The sequence below is a fragment of the Rhizobium metallidurans genome (assembly GCF_014196505.1).
Taxonomy (GTDB): domain Bacteria; phylum Pseudomonadota; class Alphaproteobacteria; order Rhizobiales; family Rhizobiaceae; genus Rhizobium; species Rhizobium metallidurans.
Map to the genome: position 1 here is coordinate 518,686 of NZ_JACIDW010000003.1, position 23,682 is coordinate 542,367.

Consider the following 23,682-nt stretch of genomic DNA (forward strand, 5'->3'; position numbering starts at 1 on the left):
CGCCGATTGTGCCTGGGCCGCGACGTCGCGGCCCAGGCCGAAATTGCCGGTCCGCTCTGGACCACCCTGTCCGCCGCCCCATCTTGGCTTTGAGCATGTGCTCGAACACCATCAAGGGGAAACCGGACATGGGTATTTTCGACAAGATCAAGCACGCAATCTGGGGTGAGGCGAAAGCCGCCGAGGCAACGCCGACCGCCGCGCCGAAGATCGAGCCCGCGCAGGCGCCGATATCGCCATCCGCTGCCCCGAGTCCGTCCCCGACCCCCGCACCGACGTCTCCGGCCACCTCGGCCCCGTCGACATCGGTCGATATCGTCATGGTGCTCGACGCCGCCGTCAAGAAGAGCGGCCAGAAGCTTCAGTGGCGCCGCTCCATCGTCGATCTCATGAAGGCGGTCGGCATGGACGCCAGCCTGGCCGAGCGCAAGGAACTGGCGGCCGAACTCGGATACACCGGCGACCAGAACGACACCGCGACGATGAACGTGTTCCTGCACAAGGCGCTTTTGAAGAAGCTGTCGGAAAATGGCGGCAAGGTCCCGGCCGACCTGCTCGATTGAGGGCAGGGCAATGCTATCGGCGGTCCGCAACCGGATTTTTGTCTGAAGCCTGTGGTTGCGGCCGCCTGATATATTTTAGAGAAATCAATTAAAGACGTACGTCGCTCTGACAGCGGGGTTAATTTGCACCGATGGGTGCAATCTGTGATTGTTTTGCATCGCACAAAGTCGCTTGACTTCGTGTGCGGTGCAGCTAACCTTCGCCATCGAGGCAGGGCAAGGCGGCCCGCGCACGCCAAGGAGGAAAGTCATGCTGAATTTCGAGGACACGAATCGCAAGAGCAAGGAAGCCATGGACGCGGTGCTGAAAAGCTACTCCGAGACCGCCAAGGGCCTGCAGGCGATCGCGACGGAAGCCACCGAATATTCCAAGAAATCGTTCCAGGACGCGGTCACGCATTTCGAGACCTTGTCAGGTGCCCGCAGCTTCGAGGCCGTCTTCGAGTTGCAGACCGGCTATGCGAAGTCCGCCTACGAGAACTTTGTTTCCGAAGCGACGAAGCTCACGGAAATGTACGCCGACATCGCCAAGAGCGCCTACAAGCCATACGAGGCGCCGGTCGCGGCCGCCACCAAGGCGATGAAGCCGGCACCGGTGGCGACGCAGAGCGCGGCGTAAGCCAGGCGCGCTTGCGTCATATCACCTGAAAAACCCACTTGAAAAACAAGGACCGGCTACGCATCTGCAGCCGGTCTTTTCGTTTTGCCGTCGGGCAGTCTCAAATCCGCGCGCTATTTTTGTGTCTTTGCGCTTGGCGCGGGCGAATTGTGATTGCAGTGTGAAGCAAGGGGCTTAAAATCGCTCTATTATGAACTAACTTAGTAGTCAGACATTCGGCGGGTAAAGCACCTCTCCCATGCTCCGCCGGGTTGATCGAGGAACGAATGAAAATGATCGCAAAGCCGATCCGGATGCAAGATGACAGCGAAAGGAACGGGGACAACGGAAATCGCGGCACCTCGGTCATAACGCGCACCAAACCGAAGACCAAGAAGCCCAACCTGTACCGCGTGCTTATTCTGAACGACGACTACACGCCCATGGAATTCGTCATCCACATCCTGGAGCGGTTTTTTCAGAAGGATCGTGAAAGTGCCACCCGCATCATGCTGCATGTCCACAACCACGGCGTCGGCGAATGCGGAACATTTACATACGAGGTAGCGGAAACCAAGGTGAGCCAGGTGATGGACTTCGCCCGACAGCACCAGCATCCGCTGCAATGCGTCATGGAAAAGAAGTGAGGATCTGAACGTGCCAACATTTTCGCCTAGTCTTGAGAAGGCGCTCCATCAGGCACTGACCTTTGCCAACGAGCGGCATCATGAATATGCGACGCTCGAGCATCTGCTGCTCGCCCTGATCGACGACGCCGATGCGGCAGCCGTTATGGGTGCCTGCAACGTCGACCTCGTCGCGCTGAAGAAGACGCTCGTCGAATACGTCGACAATGAACTCTCCAACCTGATCACCGGTTACGATGAAGACTCGAAGCCCACCTCCGGCTTCCAGCGTGTCATTCAGCGTGCCGTGATCCATGTGCAGTCGTCCGGTCGCGAGGAAGTGACCGGCGCCAACGTGCTCGTCGCCATCTTCGCCGAGCGCGAAAGCCATGCCGCGTACTTCCTGCAGGAACAGGAAATGACCCGCTACGACGCGGTCAACTACATCTCGCACGGCATCGGCAAGCGCGCCGGCTCCTCGGAGAACCGCACGCCGCGCGGCGCCGAGGAAGGCGAAGCCGAGAGCAAGCCGAATGCGGCGCGCGGTGCCGAGGAAGACGGCGGCGCCAAGAAGCAGCAGGACGCCCTGAAGGCCTACTGCGTCAACCTCAACGAGAAGGCCAAGACCGGCAAGATCGATCCGCTGATCGGTCGTCACGCCGAGGTCAACCGCACCATCCAGATCCTGTGCCGCCGTTCGAAGAACAATCCGCTCTATGTCGGTGATCCCGGCGTCGGCAAGACGGCGATCGCCGAGGGCCTCGCCAAGCGGATCATGGAAGGCAAGGTTCCCGAAGCGCTGGCCGATGCGACGATCTTCTCGCTCGACATGGGCACGCTGCTCGCCGGCACCCGCTACCGCGGTGATTTCGAGGAACGCCTGAAGCAGGTCGTCAAGGAACTCGAGGAGTATCCGGGCGCCGTTCTGTTCATCGACGAGATCCACACGGTGATTGGCGCCGGCGCCACCTCTGGCGGCGCGATGGATGCATCGAACCTCCTGAAGCCGGCTCTGTCTTCTGGCGCGATCCGCTGCATCGGCTCGACCACCTACAAGGAATATCGCCAGTTCTTCGAGAAGGACCGCGCTCTGGTGCGCCGCTTCCAGAAGATCGATGTGGCCGAACCGTCCATCGACGACGCCATCGCGATCATGAAGGGGCTGAAGCCTTACTTCGAGGAATATCACCACCTGCGCTACTCGAACGACGCCATCAAGACGGCGGTCGAGCTGTCGGCGCGCTACATCTCCGACCGCAAGCTGCCGGACAAGGCGATCGACGTGATCGACGAAACCGGCGCGGCCCAGATGCTGCTGCCGCCGTCCAAGCGCCGCAAGCTGATCACCGAGAAGGAAATCGAGGCGACCATCGCCACGATGGCCCGCATCCCGCCGAAGAGCGTGTCGAAGGACGACGAAGCGGTTCTCGCCAATCTGGAGCAGGAACTGCGTTCGGTCGTCTATGGCCAGGATCTCGCGATCGAAGCGCTCTCGACCTCGATCAAGCTGGCGCGCGCCGGCCTGCGTGAACCGAACAAGCCGATCGGCTCCTACGTGTTCTCCGGCCCGACGGGCGTCGGCAAGACGGAAGTGGCAAAGCAGCTGGCCTCGTCGTTGGGTGTCGAGCTTCTGCGCTTCGACATGTCCGAGTACATGGAGCGGCACACGGTCTCGCGTCTGCTCGGTGCACCTCCCGGCTATGTCGGCTTCGACCAGGGCGGTTTGCTCACCGATGGCGTCGACCAGCATCCGCATTGCGTGGTTCTGCTCGACGAAATCGAGAAGGCCCATCCCGACATCTACAACATCCTGTTGCAGGTGATGGACCATGGCACGCTGACCGACCATAACGGCAAGAAGATCGACTTCCGCAACGTCATCCTGATCATGACGACCAATGCGGGCGCGTCGGAAATGGCGAAGGCCGCCTTCGGCTTCGGTTCGTCCAAGCGGACGGGCGAGGACGAGGAAGCGCTGAACCGCATCTTCACGCCGGAATTCCGCAACCGTCTGGACGCGGTCATTCCGTTCGCGCCGCTGCCGACCGTGGTCATCCACAAGGTCGTGCAGAAGTTCATCATGCAGCTCGAAGCCCAGCTGTCCGAACGCAACGTCACCTTCGACCTGCACGAGGATGCGATTTCGTGGCTGGCCGAGAAGGGCTACGACGAGAAGATGGGCGCCCGTCCGCTGGCGCGCGTCATCCAGGACGTCATCAAGAAGCCGCTGGCCAACGAGATCCTCTTTGGCAAGCTGAAGAAGGGCGGCGTCGTCAACGTCACCGTCGGCCCGAAGGAAGACGGCAAGCCGGGCATCATCCTGGAAGCCGTATCGGACACCGCGCCGATCAAGCCGAAGCCGGAAGCCGAAGTCGTGCACCCCGAGGTGGACGACGAGGATGACGGCGAGCTGAAGACGAAGGCCAAGGCCAAGAAGGCCACGGTCAAGAAGTCGAAGGCGGCGGTTGCCGAGCCGGAGGTAAAGAGCGCGCCGAAGAAAAGCGGCGCGGTACCAAGGGTGCCGAAGAAGTAAGGCGAATGGAAAAGGCGGCTCCCGGGCCGCCTTTTTCATGTCCGTTGCCTGCGGGGCGCGGCATCCACTTAGGCGAATGTTAAAAACGATCGGCTATATCGGGCGACAGCAAGGAGCCTGATCCATGGTGTTTCTGCCCGCCGAGCGCATCATCGTCACTGTCATCGCGGCACTTGCGGTGCTTGACGGCATCGTGCTGTGGTTGAAGGACGTCGGGATCGACGTCGTCGGCTATGCCGGCATGGTTGGCTGCGGCCTCGGCGCGATTGCGCTCGGACAATTCTATCGCCACGTCAGGCGCAACCAGTCCATTGCCGCAACGGCCACGGCCGCCGGCCTCTTCATCCTCTTCACCATCGTCGGATCGATCTTCAACTATCTGCTGTTTCCGATTGCACGTGAGCCCGTCGATCTCGCGCTGGCGCGTTTCGATTCGTTCTTCGGCTTCGACTGGCCGCGCTTCGTCGAATGGGCATCGCAGTATCCACGCATCGGGATGGCGCTTCAGGCGGTCTATGCGACGTCGCTGCCGCAGCTACTGGTCGTCATTTTCGTTCTTGGATTTTCCGGCAGGCTGCGGCTTCTGCAGCATTTTCTTCTGACGGGTGTCATCGGCGCTCTGCTGTCCATCATCTGGTGGTTCTTCTTCCCGTCATTCGGCGCATCGTCGATATACACCCTCCCTGAGGCGGTGCTCGATGCGGTGCCCTTGGCGGTTGGACCGGATTACGGCGCCGAACTGGTGGAGCTTGGCCGGAACGGTGCGACCTATATTTCGCCGAAGAACGTGCTCGGTGTCATCGGCTTTCCCTCGTTCCACACGGTCATGGCCGCGATGTCAGCGGTGTTCATGATCCGCATCCGTTGGGTCGGCCCGATCTGTCTCGTCCTGAACGCAGTGATGATGCCGGCCATCGTCATTCAGGGCGGGCACAATCTGGTGGACGTCATTGGCGGATTGGTGGTCTTCGCGATTGCCTATGGTCTTGCTGCCGTCGCCCTGCGTCAGGCGGAAAGCGGTTCGGCTGAGACGCGAACCGCTTCATCATCGATCAAAGCGCCGCTTTGATCTTCTCCGCATTCGCAGCCAGCACGGCGCCATCTTCCATCTGGCCGGAATGCGGCTTCAGCGCGATGCCTTCGTGGCGCGGGATGACGTGGAAGTGCAGGTGGAAGACGGTCTGGCCCGCGGCCGGTTCGTTGAACTGGCAGACGAACACGCCGTCGGCGTCGAAGGCTTCCATCACCGCATTGGCGATCGCCTGGACGACGGGAATGGTCTTGGCGAGCACGGCGGGATCGGCGTCGAGGAGATTGCGCGAGGCGGCCTTCGGCACGACAAGCACATGGCCCGGCGCCTGCGGCATCACATCCATGAAGGCCAGCGTGTGTTCGTCCTCGTAGACCTTGACCGAGGGGATCTCGCCACGCAGGATCTTGGCGAAGATGTTGTTGGTGTCGTAGGCCGCGCTCGTCATCTTGTCTCTCCTGATGGTCTCGTCTTGGCGTAGCCCGGCAAAGCCGAGGGCGTCAATCCTCCTGAAGCCGCTCGCCGCGACGGAACGGGCTGTGCTCGCTCAAAATCTCGTTCATGTGCTCGACGTCGTCGCGCTCGCGGGCGAGATAATCGCCGATCGCCCTCCGCAGGCCGGCATGGGCGACGTAGTGGGCCGAGTGCGTTGTCACCGGCAGGTAACCGCGTGCCAGCTTGTGCTCTCCCTGCGCTCCTGCTTCCACCCGCTTCAGCCCCTTTGCGAGCGCGAAGTCGATCGCCTGGTGATAGCAGACCTCGAAATGCAGGAAGGGATGATCCTCGATGCAGCCCCAGTGCCGGCCGTAGAGCGTTTCGGAGCCGATGAAGTTGATGGCGCCGGCGACGTAGCGGCCATTGTGCCTGGCCATGACCAGCAGGATATCCTCGGGCATCCGCTCGCCGATCAGCGAGTAGAATTCCCGCGTCAGGTAGGGCCGGCCCCATTTGCGGCTGCCGGTATCCATGTAGAAGGCGAAGAACTGGTCCCAGATATCCTCGGTCAGGTCGCTGCCGGTCAGCCAGTCGATGCTGATGCCGTTTTCGAGCGCCGCCCGGCGTTCCTTGCGAAGCGCCTTGCGTTTGCGCGAGGCGAGCGTCTCCAGGAACTCATCGTGGTTGGCATAACCCTCGTTGATGAAGTGGAACTGCTGGTCGGTGCGGTGCAGATACTCCTCGCTCTCCAGGATCGCCATCTCGTCGTCGGGAACGAAGGTGATGTGCGCGGAGGAGACGCCGAGGCGGCGCACGACCTCTTTCAGGCTTTCCGCCATCGCGTCCTGCACGGCGAGGCGCGGATAATCCTCGGCGACCAGAAGGCGCGGACCGGTGGCCGGGGTAAACGGGATCGAGCATTGCAGCTTCGGATAATAGCGGCCGCCGGCCCGCTCGAAGGCGTCGGCCCAGCCATGGTCGAAGACATATTCGCCCCGGCTGTGGTTCTTGAGATATCCGGGCAGGGCGCCGACGAGGCGTCCGTCCTCCGTCTCAAGCAGCATGTGATGGCCGAGCCAGCCGGTCTCCGCAGTTGCCGACCCCGATTCCTCGAGCGACGACAGGAAGGCATGCGAGACGAAAGGGTTGTAGGCGATCGATGTGCCTGATCGGGAGGCCCCGGCGAGCTTGGACCAGCTCTCCGGGGAAATCGCGGTGAAAGACCGCTCTATGCGGATTGAAAGTTCATCAGTCATGGAGCGAATGCGAGACCGTTTCAATGATTTGGGGGCATTGTCAGTCTGCGCACGATCTTGTTGAAAAAGCGAGCGTCAAACCGACGCGCGCGGGTCGAAGCCCTCGAAGGTCATCTGGTCGGCGTGCTCGAAGCTGTGCTTGCGCGCCTTCTCGTCGCGAACCGTCCAGGTAATGACGACGGTACCCTTTTCGCGCTCCGCCTTGATGAACGGGTTGGGCAGGTCCGCGTAAAAGTAGGAAATGAAGTCGAGACCGAGTTTCATCGCCTTTTCATGGGCTTCAAACTCCTCCGGCTTGTTTCCGCCGGCCGTCAACCCGATCGGGTAGGGCGCGTTCAGCGCCTTCAGTTCCTTCAAGAGCCAATGGTCGAAGCTCATCAGCGCCACCTGGCCCTCATAGCCCTCGAGTTCCTCCAGCACCGCTTCGACGAAGCCTTCGTCGTCTGTCTCGCGGCCCTTGAGCTCGATCACGAGCGGCACTCTTCCCTTCACAAGTTCGAGAAGCTGCCTCAGCGTCGGGATCTTGTCGGCCGTTCCGCCGACGGAAAGCAATCCAAGTTCCTGCGATGTGCGTTCGCGCACGTCGCCCTTCAGATTGCACAGGCGCTCGAGATTCTCATCGTGAAAGACGACGGGAACGCCGTCCGATGGGTAGTGCAGATCGCACTCGATCGCGAAGCCTGCCTCGACCGCGCGGGCGAAAGCCGAAAGCGTGTTTTCCCAGACGAGCTTGTTCTGGTCGTGATAGCCGCGGTGCGCGACCGGACGTTCCTTGAGCCATGCTGCGGAGGTCATTATGCGATTTCCATGATGGCGTCGATTTCGACGGCGGCGTTCATCGGCAGCGCCGCCATGCCGACGGCGGCGCGCGCGTGCTTGCCGGCATCGCCGAGAACATTGGCGATGAGGTTCGATGCACCGTTGATCACGAGATGCTGCTCGACGAATTCAGGCACGGAGGCCACGAAGCCGTTCAGCTTGATAACGCGCTTGATGCGGCCAAGATCGCCGCCGAGCGCAGCACTTGCCTGCGCCAGGATGTTGATGGCGCACAGTTCAGCGGCGCGCTGACCCTGGGGCACGTCGACATTGCGGCCGAGATGGCCGGTAAATGCGAGCTTGCCGTCTTCGAGCGGCAACTGGCCGGAAATGTGCAGGACGTTGCCCGAGATGACGTAGGGAACGTAGTTTGCGGCGGGTGCGGCGGCCTGGGGCAGGGATATCCCCATCTCTTTGAGCCGTGCGGCGATCTGATCGGACATTTTCCTCTCCGCTTTTGTTGTGATTAGTTCTAAAATTATGCATCTGGGCTTGAATCAATTTTGTGACACGATCGAGCCTCGATTTAGCCGGATGTGTTCTTATAACATCGTTGGTGAGTCCAACAGGAGATTATCAATGGTCCGATCGAGTCTTGCCGCGCTCTTCCTTGCAGGCGTTTCGGCAACCGCTCACGCGGCGGCACCTTCTGTCGGCGCAGGGATGGCCACGGGCCTGATCGCGCACCGGGCCATCTACGATCTGGAACTCAAGGATGCGTCGGAACGCTCGGGCATATCGGGTATGTCCGGTCGCATGGTCTACGAATTCAACGGTGATTATTGCACCGGGTACACGACGAAATTCCGCTTCGTGACAAAGATCGACACCGGTGATGCCGTGCGCGTCAGCGACCAGCAGACCAATACCTTCGAGAATCTGAAGGACGGGAAGTTCACCTTCGACACAAAGTCCTTCACCGACAACCAGCTCGACAAGGAGGTCACCGGCGCGGCCGAGGATCAGGGCGAGGCTACCAAGGTCGATCTCAAGCAGCCGGCGAGCAAGAACCTGCAGCTGGAAGCCAGCCGTTTCCCCACCGAACACATGATGGATGTCATCAAGAACGCCAAGGCCGGCAATCGCCTGTTCGAGGCGCGCGTGTTCGATGGTTCCGATGATGGCGACAAGGCGTTGGCGACGACGACGGTCGTTGGCAAGCCGGTGACGCCTGTCAACGACGAGGCCGATTCCAGCAATGCCGGCGCCTTCTCGAAGGCCACCTTCTGGCCGGTCACGATCTCGTATTTCAACGAGAACACCAAAACCGACGCTCTTCCGGTCTATCGCATGTCGTTCAAACTCTACGAGAACGGCATCACCCGCGATCTGACCATGGATTATGGCGATTTCGTCCTGACCGGAAAGCTCTCCAAGCTAGAGCTTCTCGATGCGAAAACCTTGCCTGTAAGTAATTGCACGCGTTGAACGATTTCGCCGCATCGGCGTGATAGCGTATGCAAAGCCGCGCGCTCTGTGCTAGAGATCGCTCGACAGTGAGCGTGGATGGCGAGCGGAGTGCGTATTTTGCCAGGCTTTAGGGTATCGATCGTGGCCGTGACGGCCTTTGCCGCCGCGTTGATGGTGGCGACATTCGCAGGTTCGATCTCCGCGGCCGACTGCGGCTCGACAGCCTCGGCCGGCATCGACTGGGGTGGTTGCAACAAGAAGAACCTGATGTTGGAGGGCGGCGATTTCCAGAAGGGAAATCTCGCCGACACCGATTTCACGCTTACCAACCTCAGCGACTCCAATCTCGCCTCCGCCAACCTGGAAAAGGCGACCCTGGTTCGCACCTGGTTCACCGGCTCCGACCTCACCAAGGCCAATTTCTCCAAGGTCGAGGCCTATCGATCCGGCTTCGAGGGCGTCAACGCCGAGGGCGCCAACTTCACGGGAGCGGAGCTGCAGCGCGCCAATTTCAATCGCGCCGTGCTGAAGGGCGTCAATTTCGAAAAGGCCGAACTTGGCCGCGTGACCTTCAAGGGCGCGGACGTGACGGGCGTCAACTTCGCGCTGACTAACCTCTCGCGGGCCGATCTCACCGGCGCCACCTTCACGGGACCGATCTCCTTCGATCGCGCCTTCATGTTCCTGACGAGGATCAGCGGACTGGATCTGTCCCAGGCCACCGGTCTCGATGCGGCGCAGGTTGCGCTGGCCTGCGGCGATTCGAACACCAAGCTGCCGTCTGGCATGGCGACGCCGACGAGCTGGCCCTGCGAAGCCGATTGACCCGCGCAAGGGCCGTGAGTGGTCCCGTGCGTGCCTATATGACGGCGCTCATCGGTTATTTTACCAACGAGACTTGATTTTCCAGGGCGGGGAGGGTATGGCCCCCGCATTCCACACGTAAGGCATGGGATTTGTCCGGGAGAAATCCGGACGGTTCCGCCCGGTGGCATCCTCGAAGAGGGTGCTGTTCGCCTTGCGGAGGTTCAACCGGAAAAGGATAACAAGGCATGGCATTGCCCGATTTTTCTATGCGCCAGCTGCTTGAAGCAGGCGTCCACTTCGGCCACCAGACTCACCGCTGGAACCCGAAGATGAAGCCGTACATTTTCGGCGATCGTAACAACATTCACATCATCGACCTCGCACAGACGGTTCCGCTTCTGTCGCGCGCTCTGCAGGCTGTTTCCGACACCGTAGCCCGTGGCGGCCGCGTTCTGTTCGTCGGCACCAAGCGCCAGGCTTCCGAGCTCATCGCTGACTCGGCCAAGCGTTCCGCTCAGTATTACGTCAACTCGCGTTGGCTCGGCGGCATGATGACCAACTGGAAGACGATTTCGAACTCGATCCAGCGTCTGCGCAAGCTCGACGAGATCCTGTCTTCGGAACAGTCCGGCTACAACAAGAAAGAGCGCCTGAACCTCGAGCGCGAGCGCGAAAAGCTCGACAAGGCTCTCGGTGGTATCAAGGACATGGGCGGCACGCCGGACCTGATGTTCATCATCGACACCAACAAGGAAAAGATCGCGATCGACGAAGCCAAGCGCCTCGGCATCCCGGTCGTCGCCATCATCGACTCGAACTGCGACCCGGACCTGATCGACTATCCGATCCCCGGCAACGACGACGCTTCGCGCGCCATCGCCCTCTACTGCGACCTGATCTCGCGCGCTGCCATCGACGGCATCGCTCGCCAGCAGAGCTCGTCGGGCCGTGACCTCGGTGCATCGATCGAAGCTCCGGCTGAGCCGGCGCTCGAAGGCGAAGCCGAAGCCTGATAAAAGAAGCAGGCGGATCGACAGGTCCGCCATGCTTTCCAGAGATTGGGAAAAGGCCGCTCGCGACTTTGATGAAGTTGGGCGGCCTTGACCATTTCAGGCGAGGGAATTCAGTCTCTCGCCGTTTGAGTTTCGTTATGACGCGTCATTCATCACGCTGTCATACATACAGGTACATTTCGTGCCTCAATCCGGTGCCGCACCGCCTTTCGCGGGCCACCGTTTGAACCGACAAGAGGAAGCTTATGACCGAGATTACGGCTGCACTGGTGAAGGAACTGCGCGAGAAGTCCGGCGCAGGCATGATGGACTGCAAGAAGGCGCTGCTGGAAAACAACGGCGACATCGAAGCATCGATCGACTGGCTCCGCGCAAAGGGCATCTCGAAGGCCGACAAGAAGGCTGGTCGCGCTGCTGCTGAAGGCCTGATCGCCATCGCTGGCGCCGGCCACAAGGCTGTCGTTGTCGAGCTCAACTCGGAAACCGACTTCGTTGCCCGTAACGACGCCTTCCAGGATCTGGTTCGCGGCATCGCCAACGTTGCTCTGACGACCGATGGTTCGGTTGAAGCCATCTCGGCTGCGACCTACCCGGCATCGGGCAAGCCTGTCGCCGACACCATCAAGGACGCGATCGCCACGATCGGCGAAAACATGACGCTGCGCCGCGCCGCCAAGCTCGAAGTCGAGCACGGCGTTGTCGCGACCTACATCCACAACGCTGCCGGCGACGGCATCGGCAAGCTCGGCGTTCTGGTTGCCCTGAAGTCGGAAGGCGACAAGGCCGTTCTGACCTCGATCGGCCGCCAGGTCGCCATGCACATCGCCGCGACCAACCCGCTGGCGATCCGCGCCGAGGAAGTCGATCCTGCTGTCGCCGAGCGCGAACGCAACGTCTTCATCGAGCAGGCTCGCGAATCCGGCAAGCCGGAAGCCATCATCGAAAAGATGGTCGATGGCCGCATGCGCAAGTTCTTCGAGGAAGTCGCTCTTCTCTCGCAGGCATTCGTCATCAACCCCGACCTGACGGTTGGTGCTGCTGTCGAAGCCGCTGCCAAGGAAGCTGGCGCCAAGATCGAAGTCGTCGGCATGGCCCGTCTTCTCCTCGGCGAAGGCGTCGAGAAGGAAGAGAGCGATTTCGCCGCCGAAGTGGCTGCTGTCGCCAAGGGCTGATCGTCCTATATATGTGAAAACAGAAGGGCATCGCGTGACAACGCGATGCCCTTCGTGTATCCGGCACTCAGCGGTAATATACGAGGAGCCAAGATGTCGTCAGAGCCTGTCTACAAACGTGTTCTACTCAAGGCTTCCGGCGAAGCCCTCATGGGCAGCCAGGGATTTGGAATCGATGTAGCGGTGGCCGACCGCATTGCGGCCGATATCGCCGAAGCGCGGCAGATGGGTGTTGAAGTCGGCGTCGTCGTCGGCGGCGGCAACATCTTCCGCGGCGTGGCTGTCGCCTCCAAGGGCGGTGACCGGGTCACGGGCGACCACATGGGCATGCTCGCGACCGTCATCAACGCGCTGGCGCTGGCGACCTCGCTGCGCAAGCTCAACATCGATACGGTCGTGCTGTCGGCGATCGCCATGCCGGAGATCTGCGAGAGCTTCTCGCAGCGCGCCACCCTCTATCATCTGTCGCTCGGCCGCGTGGTGATCTTCGCCGGCGGTACCGGCAACCCATTCTTCACGACCGACTCGGCCGCAGCGCTCCGCGCCGCCGAAATGGGCGCCGAAGCGATCTTCAAGGGCACGCAGGTCGACGGTATCTACTCCGCCGACCCGAAGAAGGTACCCGACGCAACGCGCTTCGACCAGCTGACCCACAAGGAAGTGCTCGACAAGGGCCTCGCCGTCATGGACGTTGCGGCGGTCGCCCTGGCACGTGAAAATTCCATTCCGATCATCGTCTTCTCGATCCACGAGAAGGGCGGTTTTGCTGAAATCCTCAGGGGCGGCGGTCTGAAGACCATCGTCACCGACAACTGACAGAGTGGCGGCGCCCAAAGCGCGCCGCAGCTTCTACCGAGACGGGAGCACTGCTATGAGTGAAGGCATCGACATCAACGATATCAAGCGCCGCATGGATGGCGCGATCAATGCGTTCAAGAGCGATATCGCATCGCTGCGCACCGGCCGCGCATCGGCGAACATCCTCGACCCGGTGACGGTCGAAGCCTATGGTTCGCGTGTGCCGCTGAACCAGGTCGCCAACGTGACCGTGCCGGAGCCGCGCATGCTCGGCATTTCGGTCTGGGACAAGTCGATGGTCGGTGCGGTCGATCGCGCGATCCGCGAAGCCAATCTCGGCCTGAACCCGATCGTAGACGGCCAGAACCTGCGTATTCCGCTGCCCGAACTCAACGAGGAGCGCCGCAAGTCGCTCGTCAAGGTAGCGCACGACTACGCGGAAAAGAGCAAGGTTGCGATTCGCCATGTTCGCCGCGACGGCATGGACGGCCTTAAGAAAGCCGAAAAGGACGGTGTCATAGGCCAAGACCTGAGCCGCTCGCAGTCGGATCGTGTGCAGAAGATGACAGACGACACGATTTCTGAGATCGACCGCTTGCTTGGCGAGAAGGAAAAGGAAATCATGCAGGTCTAAGGCGCAAAGCGCCTGCGCCTTGGACTGTAGAAACCGGACGGGAAATGTTGGAAAGAACATTCGTGACTGTGCCAGAACACGTTGCCATCATCATGGATGGCAACGGTCGATGGGCAAAGCAGCGGGGGTTGCCGCGCACCATGGGGCACCGCAAGGGCGTTGACGCCGTGCGCGAGACCGTGCGCGCGGCGGGCGACATTGGCGTCAAGTATCTGACCCTCTTTGCCTTTTCGTCGGAGAACTGGCGCCGTCCGGAAACCGAGGTGTCCGACCTGCTGGGCTTGCTCAAGGCGTTCATTCGCCGCGACCTCGCCGAACTGCACCGCCAGAACGTGCGCGTGAAGATCATCGGCGACCGCCACAGCCTGCAGAACGATATTCTCGATCTGCTGATCGACGCCGAAGAGACCACCAAGGCCAACACGGCCCTGACGCTGATCATCGCCTTCAACTACGGCGCGCGCGATGAGATTGCCCGCGCCATGGCGAGCCTCGCGCGTGACGTCGAGCAAGGTCGCCTGCGCTCGCAGGATATCACGCCGGCGCTCATCACCGCCCGGCTGGATACATCAGGCATCCCCGATCCCGATCTCATCATCCGCACCAGCGGCGAGGAGCGCCTGTCGAACTTCCTGCTCTGGCAGGCCGCCTATTCCGAATTCATCTTCATTCCGGACTACTGGCCGGATTTCAGCCGCGAGACGTTCCACGCGGCGCTGGAGACGTTCGCCTCCCGCAATCGCCGCTTTGGCGGTCTGGTCGCCGAAGCCGCGGCGGCGGTGGGAACCTGATGCAACGCGAACTGCAGCTTCGTGTCGTTTCGGGCATCGTTCTCGCGCTCATCGTGCTGGTCGCGACCTGGTACGGCGGTCTCGCCTTCAGCGTGTTGTCGGCGGTCATCGGACTGCTGATCTATCGTGAGTGGTCGAAGATAACCAGGCTTGCCGCCAACGAGCCGGTCGCCAACGCGGTCGGCTGGATCGGGCAGGCGGCGATCGCCGTCGCGGTCGTCTCGGGCACCGTCGGCTACTCGCTGATCCTTCTGTTGTTGTTTTTGGCCATCGCGGTCGGCTTCGTCGTCATGCGTGGCGTATCGCGCTGGTTCCCGGTGGGTACCGTCTACGCCGGGCTGACGGGGATCGCGCTGGCGAACATTCGTGGCGCCGATCCTGCAGGCCTGCACGCGATGCTGTTCGTGTTCGCCGTCGTCTGGGCGACCGACGTTCTGGCCTATTTTGTCGGTCGCGCGATCGGTGGGCCGAAGCTGGCGCCAAAAATCTCGCCTGGAAAGACCTGGTCGGGCGCGATCGGGGGCGCTGTTTGCGCGGTAGCCGCCGGTATGCTGGTGGCCTACGTGGAATTTCCCAATGCGGTCCCGCTCGCCGGCTTCGTCGCGTTGGTGCTCTCCGTCTTCAGCCAGTCGGGCGATCTCTTCGAATCCTTCATCAAGCGCCGCTTCGGCGTCAAGGATTCAAGCCGTCTCATTCCAGGGCACGGCGGGGTCATGGACAGGGTTGACGGGCTCATTTTCGCCTGCTTTGCGGCGTTCTTGCTAGCCGGGCTTTTTTCGCTGATAAAGGGCGAACAAATGGCGTCGCTGGGCGCGGCCTTGTTCGGCGCATAAGGTCGATACAGGCCGACGGAAGGATCATATGGAAGGCTTGACCGGAATTTTTGGGTTTCTGACGGGATATATCGTTCCTTTCGTGCTCGTGCTTTCTCTTCTGGTGTTCATTCACGAGATGGGGCACTACCTCGTCGGTCGCTGGAGCGGCATCCGTATCCTGGCGTTTTCGGTCGGCTTTGGCCCTGAACTCGTCGGCTACAGCGACAAGCATGGAACGCGCTGGAAGCTCTCGCTGATCCCGCTCGGCGGCTACGTCAGGTTCTTCGGCGACGAGGACGCGTCGAGCAAGCCGGACGAGGGGCAGCTCGCGCGGATGTCGGACGCGGAGCGGGCGCAGTCCTTTGCCGGCGCCAAGCTCTGGAAGCGCGCGGCAACCGTGGCCGCCGGCCCGATCGCCAACTTCATCCTGGCGATCGCGATCTTCACCGTGCTGTTTTCGATCTACGGCCGCTCGGTCGCCGATCCCGTCGTGGCGGAAGTCAAGCCGGGCAGCGTCGCCGCCGAGGCTGGCGTCGTGCCGGGTGATCTGCTGATCGCGATCGACGGCTCCAAGGTGCAGACCTTCGACGACGTGCGCCGCTACGTCAGCATCCGCCCGATGCAGAGAATCGTCGTGACGATCGAGCGCAACGGCGAGAAGATCGACGTTCCGATGGTGCCTGCGCGCACCGACATGACCGACCAGTTCGGTAACAAAATCGAGATCGGTCTGATCGGCATCGTGACCAACCAGGAAGTCGGAAACTTCCGCCAACAGACTTACACGCCGGTTGAAGCGCTGCGGGAAGGCACGCTGCAGACATGGCATATCGTCACCGGAACCTTCAAGTATATCGGCAATCTGGTCTCCGGTTACATGAAGCCCGACCAGCTCGGCGGCCCGATCCGCGTGGCGCAGGCCTCGGGTCAGATGGCGACGCTGGGCGTTGCAGCTTTGCTTCAGCTGGCGGCCGTCTTGTCGGTTTCGATAGGATTACTCAACCTGATGCCGGTTCCGGTACTTGATGGCGGCCATCTGATGTTCTATGCGATTGAAGCTGTGAGGGGAAAGCCGTTGGGATCGTCGGCCCAGGAGATTGCGTTTCGCGTCGGACTGGCCATGGTTCTGAGCCTGATGGTTTTCGCCACATGGAACGATATTAGTGCTCTGATCGGCTGATTGCGGGATGAGGGAAAATTACAATTTATTTACGATGTTTCAAAGCTGTAGTGGCGAAAGCGTCACGGTTTGAAATGAAGTAAACAGAAATTAACTAGCTCCCTTGCTTGTATATCAAAAGCGGGTAAAACGACACACGTGACCGGAATCGGGGGACGCCTGGTGATGGGGACGAGAAAAAAGGTAATGGGTGAAATGAAGGCTGGTTCAAGATTTTTGAACGCAGTATCGGCGGTTGCGCTGTCTGCAGGTATTGTTGCGTCGGGGGCGAGTGCAACAGTGTTCATCTCGGCTTCTGCTGCCGAGGCCGCAGTCATTCAACGTGTCGACGTTCGCGGTGCCAACCGCGTCGGCGCCGAGGCTGTGCGGTCCAACCTCACGATCCAGCCCGGCAAGAGCTTCTCCAATACCGACATCGACGACTCCGTAAAGCAGCTCTACGACACCGGCTATTTCTCCGACGTCAAGATTTCGGTTTCCGGCGGCACGCTGGTTGTGACCGTTGAGGAAGCTCAGCTGATCAACCAGGTCGTGTTCAACGGCAACCGCAAGATCAAGGACGACAAGCTCGCGGCGGTCGTCAAGACGCAGTCTTCCGGTGCCTATAACGAGACCCAGATCCAGGCCGACATCCAGGCCATCAAGGACGCCTACGCGGCGACCGGCCGCAGCGAAGTCGACGTGACGACGCAGGTCGTGCCGCTCGGCCAGGGCCGCGTCAACCTCGCATTCGTCGTCAATGAAGGCGACCGCACGAAGATCGATTCGATCAACTTCGTCGGCAACAACGCTTACAGCTCCGGCCGCCTTGCATCGGTCATCGCCACCAAGCGCAGCAACTTCCTGTCGTTCCTGACCCGCAAGGACGTCTACAACGCGGACAAGCTGAAGGCCGACGAAGAAGCGCTTCGCCAGTTCTATTACAATCGTGGCTACGCCGACTTCCGCATCGTGTCTTCGGACGCGGCATTCGACGAGGCGACCAACAAGTACACGTTGACCTTCAACATCGAGGAAGGCCCGCGCTACGACTTCGGCGCCGTGTCCGTTCAGTCGACGGTTCAGGGTATCGATGGCGCCCAGCTTCAGGGTCTTGTTCGTACCCGCGAAGGCCAGGTTTACAACGCCAAGGAAGTTCAGCAGTCGATGGAAGCGATTTCGGATCAGGTGGCTTCGGCCGGCTATCCGTTCGCCCGCGTCACGCCGCGCGGCAACCGCGACCTGAACAACAACACGATCGGTGTCGAGTACCTAGTCGACCAGGGCGAGAAGGCCTACGTCGAGCGTATCGAAATCCGCGGCAACAGCCGCACGCGCGACTACGTCATCCGTCGCGAGTTCGACATGAGTGAAGGCGACGCCTTCAATCAGCAGATGATCACCAAGGCCAAGCGTCGTCTCGAGGCTCTGGGCTACTTCTCGACCGTCAACATCTCGACCCAGCCCGGCAGTTCGCCGGACCGCGTCGTCGTTGTCGTCGATGTTCAGGACCAGGCAACCGGTTCGTTCGGTATCGGCGCGGGTTACGCTGCCGGTGGCGATGGCCTGCTGCTCGAAGCCTCGATCGAGGAAAAGAACTTCCTCGGTCGTGGCCAGTACATCAAGGTTTCGGCCGGTGGTGGTGAAGAAGGTTCGCGCAGCTACGGGCTGAACTTCACCGAGCCTTACTTCCTCGGCTATCGTCTCGCAGTCGGCTTCGACATCAACCACAGCCAGACGTCGAGCAACGAAAACTACGATTACGAAGAAAACAACGTCGTCCTGCGTGCGACGGCGCCGATCACCGAGGATCTGGCGACGACGTTCCGCTATAACTACAAGCAGATGAAGTACGATCCGTCGAACGCGCTGTCCGATCTGTCGACGCCGTATCAGGATCTCGTCAACAACAGCCCGTGGGTGAAGTCGTCTGTGTCGCAGACGCTGACCTACAACACGCTCGACGACATGATCCTGCCGCGTGAAGGTATCTACGCCAGTGTAACGCAGGAAATCGCCGGTCTTGGCGGTGACTCGCAGTTCTACAAGCTGTACGGCAAGGCGCGCTACTACCGCCTGCTCGCCGACGACGCCGACATCATCGGCTCGGTCGCCGGTTCGGCTGGCTACGTCGTAGGCTTCGGCAAGGATCTGAACGTCTTCGACCAGTTCACGCTGACGAACGGCGACATCCGCGGCTTCGAGAACAAGGGTATCGGCCCCCGCGTTGGCGGTGGTCCGGATGATCCGCTCGGCGGCACGACCTACTTCACCGTTTCGGCCGAGGCAACGTTCCCGCTTCCGGCTTTCCCGCGTGACTTCGGTCTGCGTGGTGCGGTATTCGCGGATGCCGGTACGCTCTTCGGCAACAAGGTCAACGTCAGCGGTGCCGAATACGTGAACGGCGAAGACGCATCGCTGCGTGCTTCCGTCGGTGTCGGCATCGTCTGGAACTCGCCGTTCGGCGCTCTGCGCGTCGACTACGCGATCCCGGTCCTCAAGGAAGACTACGACAAGGTTCAGAACTTCAAGTTTGGCATCAACAACCAATTCTGATATCGGCAGTCCGGAACCGTAAAATCGAATTCCGTTCTGGAGATTTGCCGATGGAGCAAACCTATTTCTTTCCGCCCCATGTCGGCATGAAGCTCTCCGAGCTCGCGCAATTTCTTGGGGCGGAACTTGCCGACCCCAAGCATGCCGACATCGTGATCCGCTCCGTTTCGCCCGTCAACCGGGCGAAGGCGGGGGATCTCTGTTATGTCATTTCCAAGAGAAGCAAGGACGAACTCGTGACATGCGAGGCGTCCGCCATCTTGTGCAGCGCCGCGTTGCAGTCGATCATACCGGCGCATGTGCCTGTTCTCGTTTCGAAAAACGCCCATGCCGCATTCGCCATGGCCGGCGGGCTGCTCTATCCGACAGCTCTGCGTCCGCAGAAGATGATGTCCGAGAACGCATTGGTCTCCGATCGCGCCGCGGTCGATCCGACGGCGAAACTCGAGGCGAATGTCGAAGTCGAACCGTTCGCCGTGATCGGCGCCAGGGCGGAGATCGGCGAGGGAACCCGGATCGGGGCCGGCGCCATCATCGGACCTGATGTCAAGATCGGCCGTAACTGCACCATCGCCGGCGGCGCCAAGGTTCTCTGCGCGCTGGTCGGCAATAACGTCATCATCCACAATGGCGCCAGCATCGGCCAGGACGGATTCGGCTACGCGCCGGGTCCGCGCGGCATGATCAAGATCGTTCAGATCGGCCGCGTGATCCTGCAGGACAGCGTCGAGATCGGCGCCAATACGACGATCGACCGCGGCACCATGGACGATACGGTCATCGGCGAGGGAACGAAGATCGACAACCTCGTGCAGATTGGTCACAATGTGCGCATCGGCCGGCATTGCGCCGTCGTCTCGCAGGTCGGCATCGCCGGGAGCGCCGTGATCGGCGACGGCGTGCAGATCGGCGGTCACAGCGGCATTCGCGGCCATATAACCATTCACGACGGTGCCCAGATAGCCGCCATGAGCGGCGTCATCGCCGACATCCCTGCGCGGGAACGCTATGCAGGGATACCAGCGCGGCCGGCCAACGATTTCCTGCGGGAAGTCGCAAGCGTGCTGGCTCGATCTTCGGGCGCCAAGAAAACGGGAGAAAAGAATGACTGAAGAAGTCAAAAAGTCGCTTTCTTCGGCAGACATCATCGAAATCATGAAGTTGCTGCCGCATCGCTATCCGTTCCTGCTGGTCGACAAGATCATCGAGATCGACGGTGATGATCGCGCCATCGGCATCAAGAACGTGACGGCCAACGAGCCGCATTTCACCGGACACTTCCCGGAGCAGCCCATCATGCCCGGCGTCTTGCTGGTCGAGGGCATGGCGCAGACGGCGGGCGCGATCTGCGCCAAGAAGCAGGGCGAGAGCGGCAACCTGGTCTACTTCATGACCATCGACAACGCCCGCTTCCGCAAGCCGGTGGTCCCCGGCGACCGGGTGGAGTATCATGTCGTCAAGCAGAAGCAGCGCGGCAACATCTGGAAGTTCCACTGTGATGCGAAGGTCGATGGAGCGCTGGTCGCCGAAGCCGATATCGGTGCGATGATCGTGCGCAAGGATCAGGCATGAGCACGATCGCAGCCAGCGCCACCATTCACCCGATGGCTGTCGTCGAAGACGGCGCCGTGATCGGCGAGAACGTCAAGATCGGCCCATTCTGCCACGTCGGCCCGCGCGTCGTGCTCGGTGACAACACCGAAATGCTCCCGCATTCGATCGTCAGCGGCATCACCACGCTCGGCAAGGGATGCCGGATCTTCCCGATGGCCGTCATCGGCGGCGATCCGCAGAGCGTTCATCACGGTGGTGAAGACACGACGCTGACGGTCGGTGATAACTGCACGATGCGCGAAGGTGTGACGATCAACACCGGGACCGCCGATTTCGGCGGCAAGACCATCGTCGGCAGCAACAATCTGTTTCTCGCCAACTCGCATATCGCGCATGATTGCCGCGTCGGCGACCACGTCATCATGTCCAACAACGTGATGCTCGCGGGCCATGTGACAATCGAGGACCGCGTCATTCTTGGCGGCGGTTCCGCCGTGCACCAGTTCACCCGCGTCGGCCGCCACGCTTTCGTCGGTGGTCTCTCGGCGGTGAGCTATGACGTCATCCCATACGGCATGCTGAATGGAAATCCGGGTCTCCTGGGCGGCCTCAATGTCGTCGGCATGACGCGCGCCGGCGTCGATCGCGCCACGATCCATATCGTGCGCCGCGCCTACAAGGCGATTTTCGAAACCGAAGGCAATCTGCGTGACAATGCCGCCGCCATCCGCGCGGAATTCGCCGATTGCGAACAGGTCGTCCAGATCCTCGATTTCATTGCCGCCGAAAGCGATCGCGCGCTCTCTTCTCCGACCCGGGGACAGAAGGGATAAACCTTGTCTCCAGCAAGTGACACGGCAAGAGGCCGCCTGGCGATCATCGCCGGCAGCGGCTTTCTGCCGTCCTATGTCGCCGAGGCCGCCAAGAGCGCGGGCGAAGACCCGCTGATCATTGCGCTGAAGAACGAAACCGACCGCTCGTGGGAAGGGTTCGAGCACGCCATTGTCGGCGTTGGCGACTTCGCGGCCATCGACCGTATGCTCGACAGCAATCGCATCGACCGCGTCGTCATGTCCGGCGCCGTGCGCAGGCGGCCGGAATGGCGCGAGGTTCGCCCGACGCTGAAGACGCTTGCAAGCATTCCCTCGACCATTCGCACGCTGCTTTCGGGCGGTGACGATACCGTGTTGCGCATGGTGATCGGGCTGATCGAGAAGAACGGCCGCCGCGTCATCGGCGTGCAGGAGATCGCACCGGATCTTCTCGCCGCCATCGGTCCGCTCGACGCCATCAAGCCGTCGGCCGAGGACGTCAAGGACATCGCCAGGGCGGGTGCCGCGGCCGACGCGCTCGGCCGCCTGGATGTGGGGCAGGGCGCCGTTTCCGTCGGCGGGCGCATCGTGGCGCTCGAGGGCGTCGAGGGAACCGATGGCATGTTGCAGCGTGTTGCCGATCTGCGCGCCGCCGGCCGTATCTCGAAGCGACGCCGTGGTGTCCTCGTCAAGCTCTGTAAGCCACAGCAGGATCTGCGCGCCGATCTGCCGTCGATCGGCATCTCGACCATCGAGAATGCCAGCCGGGCCGGCCTTGCCGGCGTGGCGATCGAGGCAGGAAGGGCGCTCATTCTGGATCGCCCGGCCGTCATATCGGCGGCAAGGGAAGCCGGTATCTTCGTCTGCGGTCTCGATCGCGGCTTGCCATCCTGGGGGCTTGAATGAGCATGCGTGCATTGAAGGTCGCGATCATCGCGGGCGAGGTCTCCGGCGATCTTCTGGCGGCTGATCTCATCGCCGCGCTGAAGCAGCAATATGCGGGTCCGGTGGAACTCGTCGGCGTTGGCGGCGAGGCGCTGCAGGCGCAGGGGCTGATGTCGCTGTTCGATTTCTCCGAACTGTCGATCATGGGCATCACCCAGGTGCTCGCCAAGCTGCCGACGCTGGTCAAACGCATCCGCCAGACCGCGGCCGCCGTGATCGCGGCCAAGCCGGACGTGCTCGTCATCGTCGATAGCCCCGATTTCACCCACCGCGTCGCCAAGCGCGTGCGCACGGCGCTGCCCGATCTGCCCGTGGTGAACTACGTCTGTCCGAGTGTCTGGGCGTGGAAGGAATATCGCGCGCAGCGCATGCTGCCCTATATCGACCATGTGCTCGCCGTGCTGCCCTTCGAGCCCGAGGTGATGCGCAAGCTCGGCGGCCCGCCGACCACCTATGTCGGCCATCGTCTGACAGCCGACGTCGATGTGCTCGCGACCCGCAAGGCGAGGGCGGCAAGCAAGCCGCGCCCCGCGGATGAACCGAAGACGATCATGCTCCTTCCGGGCTCGCGCGGCTCGGAGATATCAAGGCTCTTGCCCTATTTCGGTGACGCTGTGGCCGAGCTCTCCGCCCGCAACCAGGGCATCCGCTTCGTGCTGCCGACGGCGCCGCGCCGCGCGGCCATGGTTCGCGAGATCATAAAGGACTGGCCGGTGAAACCCGACGTGGTCACCGGCAAGGACGACAAGTGGCGGGCCTTCGCCGAGGCGGACGCCGCGATGGCGGCATCCGGCACGGTGATCCTGGAACTGGCGCTCGCAGGCGTCCCCACCGTTTCGGCCTACAAGACCGACTGGATCATCAAGCTGATGACCGGCAAGATCAAGATCTGGACGGCGGCGATCCCGAACCTCGTCGCGGACTACGCGGTCGTGCCCGAATATATCAACGAGGTCGTGCGCGGCGCGAGTTTCACGCGCTGGGCCGAGAAACTCTCTTCCGACACCCTGCCGCGCCGCTCGATGATGGAGGGCTACGATCTCGTCTGGGAGCGGATGCAAACCGAAAAGCCACCCGGCGTCCATGCCGCCGAGATTGTGCTGGATGTGCTTGGAAACAAAAAACCCGGTCAGTTCTGACCGGGTTTCTTTTTAAGCTTCGATGCACTGATATTAAAGCGTGTCGCATCTATTCAGCCTCATAGCCTGCGGCCTTGAAGAAGTTTCGGCATTCAGCGACCGAGAAGAGGCTGATTATATCGCCGAGTGCATGCGTGATGGCATCGAAGCTGCGAGCGGCTCGCTTTCGTAGGAGCGCCTTGAGTTTGGAGAATGCCATTTCGATGGGGTTCAGGTC

24 protein-coding genes and 1 pseudogene are annotated in these 23,682 nt (G+C 61.3%); 20 read left to right on the forward strand and 5 right to left on the reverse strand.

The window, feature by feature from the left end; all coding sequences use genetic code 11:
* Positions 1-128: 128 nt before the first annotated feature.
* From GGQ67_RS09300 to GGQ67_RS09320, 5 genes are all read left to right on the forward strand, one after another.
* A complete protein-coding gene (locus tag GGQ67_RS09300; protein WP_183899856.1) occupies positions 129-563 on the forward strand; it encodes a DUF3597 domain-containing protein in 435 nt (144 codons plus the stop codon).
* 250 nt (positions 564-813) lie between these two features.
* Positions 814-1,182 carry a phasin family protein gene (locus GGQ67_RS09305; protein ID WP_183899857.1) on the forward strand — a complete coding sequence of 123 codons (369 nt, stop codon included), beginning with the start codon at positions 814-816 and terminating at the stop codon, positions 1,180-1,182.
* A gap of 272 nt (positions 1,183-1,454) precedes the next feature.
* Entirely contained in the window at positions 1,455-1,808 is a 354-nt protein-coding gene (gene clpS / locus GGQ67_RS09310; RefSeq protein ID WP_183899898.1) for an ATP-dependent Clp protease adapter ClpS, read from the forward strand.
* Between the two features lie 10 nt (positions 1,809-1,818).
* Complete coding sequence (gene clpA, locus GGQ67_RS09315; protein WP_183899858.1) at positions 1,819-4,320, forward strand: ATP-dependent Clp protease ATP-binding subunit ClpA; 2,502 nt, start codon at positions 1,819-1,821, stop codon at positions 4,318-4,320.
* Positions 4,321-4,444: 124 nt separating this feature from the next.
* Entirely contained in the window at positions 4,445-5,389 is a 945-nt protein-coding gene (locus GGQ67_RS09320) for a phosphatase PAP2 family protein (protein WP_183899859.1), read from the forward strand.
* Here the strand turns inward: GGQ67_RS09320 and GGQ67_RS09325 are convergent.
* The 4 genes from GGQ67_RS09325 to GGQ67_RS09340 all read right to left on the reverse strand — a co-directional run bounded on the left by GGQ67_RS09325 (position 5,373) and on the right by GGQ67_RS09340 (position 8,303).
* Positions 5,373-5,798, reverse strand: coding sequence for an HIT family protein (locus tag GGQ67_RS09325; protein ID WP_183899860.1), 426 nt, complete (start codon positions 5,796-5,798; stop codon positions 5,373-5,375). The two genes, GGQ67_RS09320 and GGQ67_RS09325, sit on opposite strands and share 17 nt — an antisense overlap.
* A 52-nt stretch (positions 5,799-5,850) precedes the next feature.
* Complete coding sequence (locus GGQ67_RS09330) at positions 5,851-7,041, reverse strand: GNAT family N-acetyltransferase (RefSeq protein ID WP_183899861.1); 1,191 nt, start codon at positions 7,039-7,041, stop codon at positions 5,851-5,853.
* Positions 7,042-7,116: 75 nt separating this feature from the next.
* Positions 7,117-7,836, reverse strand: coding sequence for a glycerophosphodiester phosphodiesterase (locus tag GGQ67_RS09335; RefSeq protein ID WP_183899862.1), 720 nt, complete (start codon positions 7,834-7,836; stop codon positions 7,117-7,119).
* Entirely contained in the window at positions 7,836-8,303 is a 468-nt protein-coding gene (locus GGQ67_RS09340) for a RidA family protein (protein WP_183899863.1), read from the reverse strand. The genes GGQ67_RS09335 and GGQ67_RS09340 overlap by 1 nt, the downstream gene beginning before the upstream one ends.
* Before the next feature lie 136 nt (positions 8,304-8,439).
* Between GGQ67_RS09340 and GGQ67_RS09345 the strand changes: the two genes are divergently transcribed.
* The 15 genes from GGQ67_RS09345 (at position 8,440) to lpxB (ending at position 23,465) form a co-directional block, all read left to right on the forward strand.
* On the forward strand, positions 8,440-9,288 hold the full coding sequence (locus GGQ67_RS09345; RefSeq protein ID WP_183899864.1) for a cell envelope integrity EipB family protein: 849 nt from the start codon (positions 8,440-8,442) through the stop codon (positions 9,286-9,288).
* A gap of 153 nt (positions 9,289-9,441) precedes the next feature.
* Positions 9,442-10,095, forward strand: a complete 654-nt coding sequence (locus GGQ67_RS09350; protein ID WP_246400151.1) for a pentapeptide repeat-containing protein — start codon at positions 9,442-9,444, stop codon at positions 10,093-10,095.
* Positions 10,096-10,322: 227 nt separating this feature from the next.
* Positions 10,323-11,090, forward strand: coding sequence for a 30S ribosomal protein S2 (rpsB, locus tag GGQ67_RS09355; protein WP_112433827.1), 768 nt, complete (start codon positions 10,323-10,325; stop codon positions 11,088-11,090).
* Positions 11,091-11,335: 245 nt separating this feature from the next.
* Positions 11,336-12,262, forward strand: a complete 927-nt coding sequence (gene tsf, locus GGQ67_RS09360) for a translation elongation factor Ts (RefSeq protein WP_183899865.1) — start codon at positions 11,336-11,338, stop codon at positions 12,260-12,262.
* A 93-nt stretch (positions 12,263-12,355) separates the two neighbouring features.
* Positions 12,356-13,078 carry a UMP kinase gene (gene pyrH / locus GGQ67_RS09365; RefSeq protein ID WP_018900008.1) on the forward strand — a complete coding sequence of 241 codons (723 nt, stop codon included), beginning with the start codon at positions 12,356-12,358 and terminating at the stop codon, positions 13,076-13,078.
* 55 nt (positions 13,079-13,133) lie between these two features.
* Positions 13,134-13,694 (forward strand): ribosome recycling factor, encoded by a 561-nt coding sequence (frr, locus tag GGQ67_RS09370; protein ID WP_183899866.1) that lies wholly within the window; start codon positions 13,134-13,136, stop codon positions 13,692-13,694.
* A 44-nt stretch (positions 13,695-13,738) separates the two neighbouring features.
* Entirely contained in the window at positions 13,739-14,485 is a 747-nt protein-coding gene (locus tag GGQ67_RS09375) for an isoprenyl transferase (RefSeq protein WP_183899867.1), read from the forward strand.
* Positions 14,485-15,318, forward strand: a complete 834-nt coding sequence (locus GGQ67_RS09380; protein ID WP_183899868.1) for a phosphatidate cytidylyltransferase — start codon at positions 14,485-14,487, stop codon at positions 15,316-15,318. The genes GGQ67_RS09375 and GGQ67_RS09380 overlap by 1 nt, the downstream gene beginning before the upstream one ends.
* A gap of 28 nt (positions 15,319-15,346) precedes the next feature.
* Positions 15,347-16,480: an RIP metalloprotease RseP gene (gene rseP, locus GGQ67_RS09385; RefSeq protein ID WP_183899869.1), complete on the forward strand. Its 1,134-nt coding sequence runs from the start codon at positions 15,347-15,349 to the stop codon at positions 16,478-16,480.
* 195 nt (positions 16,481-16,675) lie between these two features.
* Positions 16,676-19,015, forward strand: coding sequence for an outer membrane protein assembly factor BamA (gene bamA / locus GGQ67_RS09390; protein WP_183899900.1), 2,340 nt, complete (start codon positions 16,676-16,678; stop codon positions 19,013-19,015).
* A gap of 50 nt (positions 19,016-19,065) precedes the next feature.
* The gene (gene lpxD / locus GGQ67_RS09395) at positions 19,066-20,127 is read left to right on the forward strand and encodes a UDP-3-O-(3-hydroxymyristoyl)glucosamine N-acyltransferase (RefSeq protein WP_183899870.1); all 1,062 of its coding nucleotides are present in this window, start codon (positions 19,066-19,068) and stop codon (positions 20,125-20,127) included.
* Complete coding sequence (gene fabZ, locus GGQ67_RS09400; protein ID WP_183899871.1) at positions 20,120-20,587, forward strand: 3-hydroxyacyl-ACP dehydratase FabZ; 468 nt, start codon at positions 20,120-20,122, stop codon at positions 20,585-20,587. The genes lpxD and fabZ overlap by 8 nt, the downstream gene beginning before the upstream one ends.
* Entirely contained in the window at positions 20,584-21,402 is an 819-nt protein-coding gene (gene lpxA / locus GGQ67_RS09405) for an acyl-ACP--UDP-N-acetylglucosamine O-acyltransferase (RefSeq protein WP_183899872.1), read from the forward strand. The genes fabZ and lpxA overlap by 4 nt, the downstream gene beginning before the upstream one ends.
* Positions 21,403-21,405: 3 nt before the next feature.
* Positions 21,406-22,287 carry an LpxI family protein gene (locus GGQ67_RS09410; RefSeq protein ID WP_183899873.1) on the forward strand — a complete coding sequence of 294 codons (882 nt, stop codon included), beginning with the start codon at positions 21,406-21,408 and terminating at the stop codon, positions 22,285-22,287.
* Positions 22,284-23,465 (forward strand): lipid-A-disaccharide synthase, encoded by a 1,182-nt coding sequence (gene lpxB / locus GGQ67_RS09415; RefSeq protein WP_183899874.1) that lies wholly within the window; start codon positions 22,284-22,286, stop codon positions 23,463-23,465. Before GGQ67_RS09410 ends, lpxB begins: the two co-directional genes overlap by 4 nt.
* Positions 23,466-23,514: 49 nt before the next feature.
* Here the strand turns inward: lpxB and GGQ67_RS25285 are convergent.
* Positions 23,515-23,682 (reverse strand): annotated as a pseudogene (locus tag GGQ67_RS25285) (IS630 family transposase); the annotation flags it as partial.